The sequence below is a fragment of the Jiangella gansuensis DSM 44835 genome, assembly GCF_000515395.1.
GTDB classification, from domain to species: Bacteria; Actinomycetota; Actinomycetes; order Jiangellales; family Jiangellaceae; genus Jiangella; species Jiangella gansuensis.
This window is the reverse complement of sequence record NZ_KI911782.1, coordinates 968,058-980,208: the sequence shown is the minus strand read 5'-3', so window position 1 is coordinate 980,208 and position 12,151 is coordinate 968,058. Positions and strand designations below refer to the sequence as shown.

12 protein-coding genes are annotated in these 12,151 nt (G+C 72.0%); 2 read left to right on the top strand and 10 right to left on the bottom strand.

Going from position 1 to position 12,151, the window contains the following annotated elements; translation table 11 throughout:
- Positions 1-266 precede the first annotated feature (266 nt).
- The 3 genes from JIAGA_RS0104925 to JIAGA_RS0104915 form a co-directional block, all read right to left on the bottom strand.
- A complete protein-coding gene (locus tag JIAGA_RS0104925) occupies positions 267-1,154 on the bottom strand; it encodes a TatD family hydrolase (protein WP_026874807.1) in 888 nt (295 codons plus the stop codon).
- A gap of 4 nt (positions 1,155-1,158) precedes the next feature.
- Entirely contained in the window at positions 1,159-2,748 is a 1,590-nt protein-coding gene (metG, locus tag JIAGA_RS0104920) for a methionine--tRNA ligase (protein ID WP_026874806.1), read from the bottom strand.
- Between the two features lie 73 nt (positions 2,749-2,821).
- Positions 2,822-3,820 carry an ArsR/SmtB family transcription factor gene (locus tag JIAGA_RS0104915; protein ID WP_026874805.1) on the bottom strand — a complete coding sequence of 333 codons (999 nt, stop codon included), beginning with the start codon at positions 3,818-3,820 and terminating at the stop codon, positions 2,822-2,824.
- A gap of 68 nt (positions 3,821-3,888) precedes the next feature.
- On the opposite strand from JIAGA_RS0104915, the gene JIAGA_RS0104910 reads away from it, so the two are divergent.
- Positions 3,889-5,121 (top strand): MFS transporter, encoded by a 1,233-nt coding sequence (locus JIAGA_RS0104910; RefSeq protein ID WP_035812102.1) that lies wholly within the window; start codon positions 3,889-3,891, stop codon positions 5,119-5,121.
- Between the two features lie 61 nt (positions 5,122-5,182).
- On the opposite strand, the gene JIAGA_RS0104905 is transcribed toward JIAGA_RS0104910, so the two are convergent.
- From JIAGA_RS0104905 to JIAGA_RS0104885, 5 genes are all read right to left on the bottom strand, one after another.
- On the bottom strand, positions 5,183-6,049 hold the full coding sequence (locus JIAGA_RS0104905; protein WP_026874803.1) for an LLM class flavin-dependent oxidoreductase: 867 nt from the start codon (positions 6,047-6,049) through the stop codon (positions 5,183-5,185).
- A gap of 141 nt (positions 6,050-6,190) precedes the next feature.
- Positions 6,191-7,405 (bottom strand): non-homologous end-joining DNA ligase, encoded by a 1,215-nt coding sequence (ligD, locus tag JIAGA_RS0104900; RefSeq protein ID WP_026874802.1) that lies wholly within the window; start codon positions 7,403-7,405, stop codon positions 6,191-6,193.
- Positions 7,406-7,434: 29 nt separating this feature from the next.
- The gene (locus tag JIAGA_RS0104895; protein ID WP_157552716.1) at positions 7,435-8,691 is read right to left on the bottom strand and encodes a YncE family protein; all 1,257 of its coding nucleotides are present in this window, start codon (positions 8,689-8,691) and stop codon (positions 7,435-7,437) included.
- A gap of 292 nt (positions 8,692-8,983) precedes the next feature.
- Positions 8,984-9,178: a hypothetical protein gene (locus JIAGA_RS34320; protein ID WP_157552713.1), complete on the bottom strand. Its 195-nt coding sequence runs from the start codon at positions 9,176-9,178 to the stop codon at positions 8,984-8,986.
- Between the two features lie 115 nt (positions 9,179-9,293).
- A complete protein-coding gene (locus JIAGA_RS0104885) occupies positions 9,294-9,635 on the bottom strand; it encodes a DUF3140 domain-containing protein (protein ID WP_026874800.1) in 342 nt (113 codons plus the stop codon).
- A 113-nt stretch (positions 9,636-9,748) separates the two neighbouring features.
- Here JIAGA_RS0104885 and JIAGA_RS0104880 point away from each other — a divergent pair, with 113 nt between their 5' ends.
- Positions 9,749-10,171, top strand: coding sequence for a PRC-barrel domain-containing protein (locus JIAGA_RS0104880; protein WP_026874799.1), 423 nt, complete (start codon positions 9,749-9,751; stop codon positions 10,169-10,171).
- A gap of 7 nt (positions 10,172-10,178) precedes the next feature.
- Here JIAGA_RS0104880 and JIAGA_RS0104875 read toward each other — a convergent pair whose 3' ends face one another.
- Positions 10,179-10,427 (bottom strand): hypothetical protein, encoded by a 249-nt coding sequence (locus JIAGA_RS0104875; protein WP_026874798.1) that lies wholly within the window; start codon positions 10,425-10,427, stop codon positions 10,179-10,181.
- Positions 10,428-10,513: 86 nt separating this feature from the next.
- Positions 10,514-12,139 carry a Na+/H+ antiporter gene (locus JIAGA_RS0104870; protein WP_026874797.1) on the bottom strand — a complete coding sequence of 542 codons (1,626 nt, stop codon included), beginning with the start codon at positions 12,137-12,139 and terminating at the stop codon, positions 10,514-10,516.
- Positions 12,140-12,151 lie beyond the last annotated feature (12 nt).

Here is a 12,151-nt window from a genome sequence, read left to right as displayed (position 1 = left end):
CGCATCGTGCTCGCGGAGCTTGCCAGCTGGCGTGTCTGGCCGTTCGTGTGCCATCCGAAGGTTCCCCGACCCCGGCTAACATCTCGGGACGGTAACGTAAGTCTGTCCGCCGGACAACTGAAGCTACGCCGCGAATCCGACATATCATCCGATTCCGCCCCAGCTGTGACACTGGCGGGGCCGGCGACGCGGACCTCCGGGCCGTCCTCCCCCAGCCCGTCCGGCCGTCCCGGACCCCAGCCGTGACCAGCGGCGACGACTCGCCGTCACCAGGCCCCGAAAGCCCGCTCGGCGTTGTCGTGCACAGCCCGGCAGACCACCTCGACGTCCACCGCCAGCGCCTCGGCGACAGCTCGCACCGTCACCGGGACCAGGTACGACGCGTTCGGCCGGCCGCGGTACGGGTGCGGCGTGAGGAACGGCGCGTCGGTCTCGACGAGGAGGTTCTCCAATGGCGTGACGGCCAGCGCGGCGCGCAGTTCGGCCGCGTTCCGGAACGTCACCGGGCCGGCGAAGGACAGGAACCAGCCGCGCTCCGCGACGTGGCGAGCCATGGTCTCGTTCCCCGAGAAACAGTGAAATACGACACGTTCCGGCGTTTCGACGTCGTCCAACACCCGCAGGACGTCATCATGCGCGTCCCGGTCATGGATCACCAGCGCCAGTCCACGGCGCCGGGCGATCTCGATGTGCGCGCGGAACGACGCCTCCTGCGCGGCCCGGCCGTCGGGCCCGGTACGGAAGTGGTCGAGGCCGGTCTCGCCGACCCCTCGCACCCGCGGGCTGGACCCGGCCAGCCGGTCGATCTCGGCCAGCGCGTCGTCCAGCCTGCCCTGCTCGGCCAGCCCGGGCGCCTCGTTGGGGTGCAGCGCGACGGTGGCGACGACGCTCGAATAGCGGCTGGCAGCGTCGACGGCCCACGCGGAACCGGGCAGGTCGCAGCCGACCTGCACGATCCGGGTCACGTTGACGTCGGCCGCCGCCCGGATCGCCTGGTCGACGGTCAGCTCGTCGCCGTCCTCGCCGTCGGCGATGTCCAGGTGACAGTGGGTGTCGGTGACGGGGTAGGGCAACGGCTCCGGCGCGGGCGGCCGGCTGCGGTCGCGCCGCCGCCCGGACTCGTCGGTGGCGGAACGGCGTTGGCTGGCACGCATGCCGCTACTGCGCGTCGGGGTCGATGCGCGGGAAGAGCGCGTCGCCCTTCGTCACCTCGGTGCCCGGCACCAGCTGACCCCAGCGTCCCGCGTCACCGACCGGCTGCGTGGCCAGTGAACCGAGCGCCTTCTCCGCACCCAGCGCCTCCCACAGCCGAGCCGACGACTTCGGCATCGCGGCGTTCAGCAGCACGGCCAGTGCCCGCAACGCTTCGGCCGACGAGTAGAGGATGGTGGCCAGCCGCTCACGCTGGGACTCGTCGTCGGCGGCCGCCTTCGCGACGGCCCACGGCTGCTGCTCGGTGATGTAGCCGTTGGCGGCCTCGACCAGCGTCCACACCGCGGCCAGCGCGTCGTGCGGCGCCACGCTGTCGACGGCGGCGTCGGCGTCCTGCGCGGCCTGGGCGGCGACGGCGGCGAGCTGCTCTTCCGCGTCCGTGCTCGCGCCGGGTGCCGGCAGTACACCGTCGAAGTAGCGCCCCACCATGGCCGTCACCCGCGAGGCGAGGTTGCCCAGCCCGTTGGCCAGCTCCGCCTGGTACCGCGCGGCGATGTCCTCCCACGAGAACGAGCCGTCGTTGCCGAACGCGATGGCACGCAGGAAGTAGTAACGGAAAGCGTCGGAGCCGAACGTGTCGGTGATCTGCGCCGGCGCGATACCGGTGAGCTTCGACTTGCTCATCTTCTCGCCGCCCACCAGCAGCCAGCCGTGCGCGAACACCTTCTTCGGCAACGGCAGCCCGGCCGCCATCAGCATGGCCGGCCAGATGACGGCGTGGAAGCGCAGGATGTCCTTGCCGACGAAGTGGATGTCGGCGGGCCAGGTGCGCTGGAACTTCTCCTCGTCCGCGCCGTATCCGGCCGCCGTCGCGTAGTTGAGCAGCGCGTCGATCCACACGTAGATGACGTGCGACGGGTCCCACGGCACCGTGACGCCCCAGTCGAACGTGGAGCGCGAGATGGAGAGGTCCTGCAGGCCTTGCTTGACGAAGCTGACGACCTCGTTGCGGGCGCTCTCCGGCTGCACGAAGCCGGGGTTCTGCTCGTAGAACTCCAGCAGCTTGTCGGTGTACGCGGACATCCGGAAGAAGTAGTTCGTCTCGGCGAGCATCTCGACCGGCCGGCCATGAATTGAGCAGACCATCTGGCCGGCATACTCGCCGGTGCCCTCCACCAGGTCAGCGGGCTGCTTGTACTCCTCGCAAGCCACACAGTAGGCGCCCTCGTACGTCCCCTCGAAGATCTCGCCGGCGTCGTACAGGCCCTGGATGAACTCCTTGACCCGCTCGACGTGGCGGTCCTCGGTGGTGCGGATGAAATCGTCGTTCGACGCGTCGATGGTGCGCAGCACCGGCTTCCAGGCGGACTCGACCAGGCGGTCGGCCCACTCCCTCGGGCTGGTGCCGTTCGCCTCCGCGGTCCGCAGCACCTTCTCGCCGTGCTCGTCGGTGCCGGTCAGGAACCAGACGTCCTCCTGGCGCTGCCGATGCCAGCGGGCGATGAAGTCGGTGGCGACCGTCGTGTACGCGTGCCCGATGTGCGGCGCGTCGTTGACGTAGTAAATGGGTGTGGTGACGTAGAACGCCTTGGGCATGGCCCCGATCGTAGTCCCCGGCCGCCCATGATCATCAACGGTTGGGTGCGTGGTGACGCGCGGCGGTCGATGATCATGGGGAGGCGGCGGAACCGTCGAGCAGAGCCGAGCCCAACGCCGTCGTCGAATAGAGGACGGCGCGCCCGGATCGCTCACCGGCCACCAGGCCGTTCTCGCGCAGCACCCGCAGGTGTTGCGAGACCGCGCTGGGCGTCACGCCGAGAGCGCGGGCCAGGCCGGTGGTGCTGGCTGGCGAGCGCAGCACGTCGAGCAGTTCGGCGCGGGCCCGGCCGAGCAGGCGCACCGCGGCGTCCGCCGGCGGCTTGGCCCCGGCGGTCCACAGCGCCCCGGCGCCGCGGGCCGGGTAGCGGACGGTCGTCTGCGTCGACGTGTTCTTCTTGATCAGCACGTGGGCCGAGCCGAGGACGACCGGCATCAGGACCAGCCCGCCCGGGCCGCGGTTCACCGTCCGGTCGGTTCGCCAGCGTTCCCCCTCCAGCCGCAGCCGGCCGCCGCTCCAGCGCAGGTCCGGATGCAGGTCGGCGAAGAGGCCGGCCGCGCCGCCGGCCGCCAGCCGCCTGGCTCGGTGGGCGATGTCGGCATCCAGGACGGCGCGCAGGCGCGGCCAGTGCGGTGCGACCAGGCGGTCGTGCGCGGCGCGCAGTTCGGTCGCGACGGTCCGCAAACCGGCGGCGGGGCGGGCGGCGAGCGCGGCGGCGGCGTCCGGGAGCGCATCGCCGAAGACGCGGCGCAGGCTGGCCCGGACCTGGTCGGCGGTGGTGCGCCGCAGCGCCGCCAGGTCGTCGTCGATGCCGGCGCCCGCCGTCGACGGCGCCGGGACGAGGAACTCCGGCCAGCCCGGCCGGTCGCTGACCAGCAGCGGCCAGGTGACGGAGAGGTCGAGGGGTTCCCGGTCCAGTTCCGCCACCGCCCAGCGCAGCCAGCGCCGGTGAACCGGCTGCCGGTCCTGGCCGGCCAACTGCTGCAGCGCGGCCACCGTCTCCGACAACGGCGAGACGGCGAACCGGGTGGCGGCCAGCTCCGCCACGCCGAGGTCCACCGCCAACGCCATGGTTCGAAAGTATGTAGCAATGAGCTCAATCGTGTCGCGCCGCCGCACATCGCCGTCACGATGCCGGCATGACCGCACCTATCGCTGACCGGCACCCGCTCCCTCGTTCGTACTGGCAGCTGGCCGGCGCGGCCGGAGTCAACGCCGTCGGCGAGGGCGCGTTCGCCGCCGCCGTCCCGTTGCTGGCCGCCACCCTCACCGGCGATGCACGGCTGATCTCGGCGGTCGCCGCGGCGACGTCGCTGCCGTGGCTGCTGCTGTCATTGCCCGTCGGCGCGCTGGTCGACCGGCACGACCGGGCCGGGCTGATGTGGCGAGCCCAAGCGGCTCAGGCGGTGCTGGTGGCAGCCGTCGCGGTGCTGGCCGGGACCGGGCGGATCAGCATGGCGACACTCGCGCTGCTCGCGTTCGGCCTCGGGACCTGCCAGATCGTCGTCGGCACCGCCGCGCAGGCGCTCTTGCCGGACCTCGTCGCCGGGCCACATCTGCACCGGGCGAACGGCTACCACCAGACCATCGTGATCGTCGGGCGGCAGTTCGCCGGACCGCCGGCGGGGAGCCTGTTGTTCGCCGCCGCGGCGGCGCTGCCGTTCGGGGTGGACGCCGCCGCGCTCACCGTGTCCGCGGTGCTGCTGGCGACGCTGCCCCGAACCCGCGACCAGACGAGCGCAGCGCCCGCCGCCGCGCCGCCACTGAAGCTGCGCACCGCGATCGCCGACGGCCTGCGCTGGCTTGCCGGCCACCGGTTGCTGCGCCTCCTCGCCGTCCTGCTGGCGGTGAACACGTTCTGCTTCCACCTCGCCACCGCGACACTCGTCCTGCTGGTCACCCACACCCTGGACCTCGACGCCCGCTCCTACGGGCTGTTGCTGGCCGCGGCCGCGGTGGGCAGCGTCATCGGCGGACTGGTCAGCGCGCGGCTCATCGCGGTGCTCGGGGTCCGCGGCGCCATCCTCGGCGCACTCGGCACGAACGTCGTCGCGTTCGCCGGCATCGGGCTGAGCCCGGACCCGCTCACGCTCGGCGCGCTGCTGGGCGTCGCCGGGTTCGCCACCACGCTGTGGAGCGTCGTCACCGTCACGCTGCGCCAGCAGCTGGTGCCATCGCACCTGCTCGGCCGGGTGACCGGGGTGTACCGCATGGTCGGACTGGGGCTCACCCCGCTGGGTGCGCTGACCGGCGGGTTGGTGGCGCACTCGCTGGGGCTGCGGGCGCCGTACCTGATCGCGGCGGCTATCCGGGCGGTCGCCCTGCTGGTCGCCGCGCCGCTGCTGATCCGCGCCCTCCGTCGGCTCTCATGATCATCCAGAGTTTGCCCGGCCATGACCGGGTCAACCCTTGATGATCATGGGAGAACCTGAGTCAGAGCCGCGGGCGCACCTTCTCGAAGAACAGCTCGACCTGCGGCCGCGTGTCGCCGCGCACCGGCCAGAAGACGAACGAGTCGAACCCGAGCCGCTCCCGGTAGCCGGCCAGCGCCTCCGCCCAGTACCCCGGCGACCCGACCAGCAGCTGGTCGTTGCGCTCCGGCTCGGTCTCGGAGATGACGCCCATGACGTTGAAGATGCGCTGGACGGACCGCGGGTCGCGGCCGGCCTCCCGCGCGGCATCGTCGATGGCGGCCTGCATGCCCGGCACCTCGTCCAGCGACAGGTAGGCGTTGGTGGGCAGCCAGCCGTCGGCGTGCCGCCCGGTCACCGCCAGCATCCGGGGCTTGAACGCGCCCACCCAGATCGGTGGCGCGGAGTCCGGCGCCGGTCCGGCGATCGCGTCGCGGAGCTGGTAGTAGCTGCCGTCGTGGTCGACCGGGGTGGTGCCCCAGAGCCGCCGGATCAGCGGGATCGCCTCGTCCAGGGCGCTGATCGCGCTCCCGAGGGTCGGCCATGCGCCGCCCCAGCCGGGGATGCCGTCGTACGGCCCGCCGACACCCAGCCCGAGGACGAACCGGCCCCCACTGGTGGCCTGCAGGGTGGCCGCACCCTTCGCGATCACCGTCGGCGTCCGGAACGGCAACGCCGTCACGTTGGGCGCCACCCGCACCCGCTGGGTCCGCGCCAGCAGCAGTGGGATCAACGTCCAGGCGTCCAGCTCGGTCGGCAGGTAGGGATGGTCGGCGACGGTGACGAGGTCGGCACCCAGGTCTTCGGCACTGCGGGCCGCGTCGAGCAGTTCGGGCAGCCGGTGCGCGGACGCCGGGAGCGCGGCTCCGTACAGGGTGGGGGCGGACATGAGGACCTCTCGCTCAGCGGTTCGGTTGTCCATCCATGCAACAACCTCAAGCGAACTTGAGGTCAAGGGCCGCCCCCAGGCGTTCTCCCGCTTCCGTGGCAAGCATCCGTCGTGGAGCAGGTGGACGCATGGTGGACGTGATCATTTCGGGCTCGGAGGAACGAACCCGGCCCACGGGTCGTAGTCGACCTCCAGGGGCTCTTGACCTGGCCGTTCAGCCTCGGGGACATGCTGCAGGTTGATGCGGATGCGGTACCAGAGCGAGCTGCGCCCGCGCATCCCGTCGATCAGGATGTCCGCCGGCAGCAGATGCGGCACCACCGACGAGTGCCGCTCTTTCCACCGTTCGAGCCCGGCGAGTGCCTCGTCCTTCGTCTTGGCGCGGGCGATCTCGATGAGTGGCATGGTCTGCTGCCGGCGCCCGACGCCCTTCGGTGGCTTCTCCGCCGGGCCCAGCCGGTCGGCCAGCTCCAGCAGCGGCTCCAGCGAGCCGGCCGACGTCTCGATGCCCTCCCAGGGGTCGCCGATCTCCTGGAACCGCCGCGCCGCGGTGTCCAGTGTGAAGTCGGACGGCCGGCAGGACGGGACCTCGTCCCAGGTCAACGGCATGGAGACGCGCGCGTCGGGCGTGGCGCGCACCGAGTACGCGGACGCGACGGTGCGGTCCTTGGCGTTCTGGTTGAAGTCGACGAAGACGCCCTCGCGCTCCTCTTTCCACCACTTGCTGGTGGCGATGCCGGGCGCCCGGTTCTCGACCTCGCGGGCGACGGTCTCGGCCGCGAGCCGCACCTGCCGGTAGCTCCACGACGGGTCGATGCGGGTGTAGACGTGGAAGCCGCGCGAGCCCGACGTCTTCGGCCATGCGGTGAGCCCGTGGTCCTGCAGGACTTCCGACGCCACGACTGCTACATCAATGATCTGCTGCCACTCGATGCCCGGGTTCGGGTCGAGGTCGATGCGCAGCTCGTCCGGACGGTCGAGGTCCTCGGCCTGGACGGGGTGCGGGTTGAGGTCGATGCAGCCGAGGTTGACCACCCACGCCAGCGCCGCGGCGTCGCGCACCACCACTTCGTCGGCGGAGGTACCGGAGCGGTAGCGCAGCGTGGCGACCTCGATCCAGTCGGGCCGCTTCTCGGGGGCGCGCTTCTGGAAGAACGCCTCCTGGTCGATGCCCTTGACGAACCGTTTGAGGATCATCGGGCGGCCGGCGACGCCGCGCAGGGCGCCGTCGGCCACCGTCAGGTAGTACGTCACCAAGTCCAGCTTCGTGTGCCCGCCGTCGGGGAAGACCACCTTGTCCGGATGGGTGATGGTCACCTCGCGGCCGGCCACCTCGAGCACCGTCGACGCCGACATGCCACCACGATAGGGGTCGGCTCCGACGGTCAGGCGCCGCCGAGCAGCACCATGCGGGTCGGCATGCCGGCCACCGGCATCCGGTCGACGACGCGGCCCCGGCCGAGGTCGACGGTGACGATCCGGCCGCCGCGCGGCTGCGACACGTACACGTGGCCGTCGGCGGGAGCGAGATCCGGCGCCTCGGCCCGGTCGACGTGCTCGTGGAAGTCCAGGTCATAGCGCTCGCCCAGCTGGACCTCGCGCAGCAGCGCACCGTCGGAACCGTCCCGGATCTGCAGGAACCCCTGGTGGGTGAGGACCAGCAGCCGGCTGCCGTCCGGCGTCGTGGTGGTGGCCAGCGCGGTGCGCAGCGCGCCGCTGCCGGTGCTCAACGACACCTGATCGATGAGCGGGACGTCGCGGGTGGTGTCGATCCGGTGCACGACGGTGTTCGCGCCCTCACTGGTGCCCCAGAGGGTTCCGCCGGCGCCGGCGTGGAACGCGGCCACCCGCTCATCGGAGGGGTACGGCACGAGGCGCGCTTCGGTGCCGGCGTCGGGGTCGGCGGGCGTGACCAGGACACCGTCGGCGCAGCCGAAGAACACCCGCTCCCCGGCCGGGGCGGCGCCATGGAGTGTTGTGCAGCCGTCGTACCAGGCGCGCTGCCGGCCGGTCGCCGGGTCGAGCACCTGGACGCCGCCGGCGCGCAGGTGCCCGGCGTGCAGGACCTCGCGACCGTCGCCGCCGTGGGTGACGGCGAACGCGTAGTGGTCCGGCGCGGCGAGCTCGAGCGAGGCGGCGGCCGCGTCGCCCAGGCCGGACAGCCCACCGGGGTCGAGGAGATGCATCGCGCCGGTCCCCTCCTCGGCCACGCCGATGGCGCCGCCGACCTCCGGCAGCCGGCCGTCGCTCACACCGCCGGGCGACTGCGCCAGGTAGGTGCGGGCCACGTACGGACGGCGCGCCTCGCCCGTGACCTCGTCGTATGCGGTGTCGATGACGGTGACGTGGTCGCGGTCGGTGTTGCGCCCACGCAGGGCGAACACGTGCCGGCCATCGTCGCTGCGGGCCAGGCTGATCGGCGCGGGCGGGGTGGAGAGCCGCTCGACCTCGTCGCCGTCGTCGAGGACCACGAGGTCGCCGGTGTCGGAGTCCACGACGAGAAGCCGCTCCTGGGCGGTCCACACCTCCGGCACGCGGTCGACGCCACGGTGGGCGGCGGCGGGCAGCAGCGCCGCACCGGCACTGGCGAGCAGGGCGCAGCCGGCGGCGACGGCCACGGCGCGCGATGGGGTCCTGGTCACGGTTCCTCCCGATCGGTGGGCTTCGGGAAGGACTATAGAGAATGATTCCCATTCAATGTCCAAGGGGGCCGCTGGACGACACATGGCTGCGGATTCCGGGCCACGGGAGCAGCCCGGACTCCGCAGCCATCGCCGTCGAGGAAGCCGAGGCGGACGGGCCCGGCATCCTCAATCCCCGGAGCTGGTCGGCAAGGACCGGCGCGCACACCGTGCGGCGCCGAGCCACGCCCCGGGGGAGATCAGACTGCGGTCAAGACGGCGGCGCCCAGACGGCGCCGCCCAGACGAGTCGCTCAGCCGGCGGCGCGCATGCCCATCGCACCCACACCGGCCGCCACGGCCGAGCACAGGAAGACCACCGCCACCAGGAGAACCGTCGAGCGCTGCACACGCACCTGAACCAGGCGCAGGTCACGTGCGAACTCCGCCGTCAGGATGTCGCGGCCGCGCCGCCGCACCCGGAACCGTCCCCGCCTCGGCTCTGCCATCGCTTACCTCCCGCGACGCCGGCGCGCCCCACGCCGGCCGTCACCACGGATGAGCCGCCGGAGAGGTCGGTCAGCACGCCCGAACCGGAAATGTGGCGTGACTCACACCAATCCGTCATTCCGCCTCGCGGAACGGGTCGTGCCCGACGGTCATGAGCCGGTGCCGCCGCCGCTCGTCGGAGAGGATCTGCTCCTTCGTGACGCCGTCGGTCTCGGTCTCCACGACCTCGATGACCTTCCGCATCGCGTCGAGGTCGTCGTCGGTCAGATCGGTCCGCCGCTTACCGAGGATGCCGACGACGGCGTCGCCCAACTGGGCGCGCTCGACCGGCCCCGGGCGCGGGGCGTCCAGATCGGCCTGCACGCCGAGCCAGTCGACGAGCTCCCGAGAGGTCATGTTCACGACGTCGTGAAAGCGCTGCCAGAGCTCTTCCGTCTCGAGCGGGCTGCGTGCCATTCGCGACTCACCATCCTCGTCGTGTGTCCAACGTCGTTGGTCCGCGTACCCACCCCGGCCCGTTTGGACACCGGGCGCGCGGGCACGGCTCCAGTAGAGGAAGGGAGAGTCCGATGACCACCGAATCGCCCAAGGCGCTGGTACATCTCACCGATACGGACCTGACCACGGCCGACCCTGACGACGACGTCCGCGGCCGCACCCTCGTCGACCGCAACGGCGACGAGGTGGGCGAGATCGACGACCTCCTCATCGATCCCGACGAGCGGAAGGTCCGGTTCCTGCACGTAGGGTCGGGCGGCTTCCTCGGCATCGGTGAGAAGAAGCAGCTCATCCCGGTCGACGCCGTGGTCCGCGTCGACGACGACACCGTGCACCTGGGCACCGAACGCACCCGAGTGGCCTCCGCACCGGCCTACGACCCGGACCTCATCCACGAGCAGCCCACTTACTACGAGGACCTGTACGGCTACTACGGCTACCCGCCGTTCTGGGCGCCCGGGTACGTCTACCCGCCGTTCCCGCGGTACATGTGAGACGGGGTCAGGCCGGCTCGCCGGCGTCCTGGGCGATGGCCGCCTGGGACGCCGGATGCTCTACGAGCGCCAGCACCCGCGCCGACATGAACCGGGCGGTGCGCACCGGCGTGCCGGACCGGGTGACCTCGGCCACGACCACGACGCCGCGGCCGATGCTGACGTCGACCCGGCGGCCGGCACGGGTGGCGGCCAGCTCGTAGGTGCGGGTGGTGTCGCCCGCGTCGATGACGATCTCGACCCTGTCACCCTTCATGGCCCCCAGCGCCGCGGCCGGCGAGCAGCGCCGCCTCCTGTATTGAGGGTACGTACCCGTTCCGCGGCGGGTCACCCGCGACGGCGTCATTGCGACGCCGCCGCCTCCTCGTAGTCCAGCCGCTCGAGCTCACGGCGCATGGTCTCGTCATCGAGCTCGCCGGCGTCGCGGGCCGCGGTGAGTGCCTGCCGCTGTGCCGCGAGGACAGCACGGCGCACCACCAGCATCGTCTCGCGGACGACGGGCGAGCGCTCGGCTTCCTCCTCGACGTCGGCGTCGCGATCGTCGGCGGACTGGCGCGCGTCCATGGCGGCGGCGATCCGCTCCTCCATCCGCGCCAGCACGGCGGCGTCGGCGCCGGGTGGCGGGTCGTGCAGCATGCGCCGCAGTGCGTCGTCGCCGGCCGCGCGGGCGATCTGCCGGGCTCGTCGCTCGGCTTGGGCCTCGGCCTCCGCCTCGGCTTCGGTCGAGATGTTCAGCCGGCGGACCAGCAGCGGCAGCGTCGGCCCCTGGACGAGCAGGGATCCGACGGCGACGACGAACGCCAGCGCCTGGATGGTGCTGCGGCCGGGGAACGGCTCGCCGTCGGCGGTGACGGCGGGGATGCCCGCGGCCGCGGCCAGCGTGACCACGCCGCGCATCCCCGACCAGGAGATCACGATCAGGTGGGAACGAGGCAACGCCTCGGTGCGCTTCTCCCACGGCGCCCGCGGCAGCCACGGGAGCCAGCGGCGGCGCAGGATCCGCTGGCCGCAGACGAGGAACACCCAGACCGGCCGGATCAGCAGCACGACGACCAGTACCACGGCCGCGGACAGCGCGAACGCCCACCACGACGTCTCGCCGAGAGACAGATCGGCGAAGACGAACCGGCACTGCAGCCCCATGTACGCGAAGACGAACGCCTCCAGCAGCACATCCAGGCTCTTCCAGACCTGCCGGCCCTGCAGCCGGGTGGCGAAGCCGGCGCCCGCATCGCGGTGACCGAGCAAGAAGCCCGCCGTCACGACCGCCAACACGCCGGACCCGTGCAGTTCCTCGGCGAACAGGTAGGCGGCGAACGGCACCAGCAACCCCAGCGCCGTCTCCAGTCCGCTCTCCCCCAGCCGCTGCCGGATCCAGTGCACGACGACGCCCAGCGCGAGGCCGACCCCGACGCCGACGACGGATGCGTACAGGAACAGCAACACCGCGTTGTCGATGAACGGGTGGCTCCCGGTGGCGGCAGCCACGGCCAGGCTGAAGATGGTCAGCGCGGTGGCGTCGTTGACCAGGCTCTCGCCGGTCAGGATGTTCATGAGGCGTTTCGGCAGGCCGAGCTTGCGGCCGATGGCCACCGCGCTGACGGCGTCCGGCGGCGCCACCACCGCACCGAGCACCAGGGCCGGCACGAGCGCCATCCCGGGCACCACCCACCAGGCCACTACGCCCGTCACCAGCATCGACACGACCACCATGCCGACGCCGAGGGCCAGGATCGGCCGGAGGTTGCGGGCCAGGCTGTAGACGGAGAAGTCGAGCGCGGCCGAGTACAGCAGCGGCGGCAGCACCACGCTCAGGATGAGCTCCGGGTCAAGCTCGAACCGCGGCACCCCGGGGATGAACGACACCGCCGCGGCGATGACCACGACCACCAGCGACGGCTGCAGGCCGCGGCGGTTGGCGATCGCCGTCACCACGATCGCGCCCACGACCACCAGGAGAAGCTGGATCGCCCTCACCCA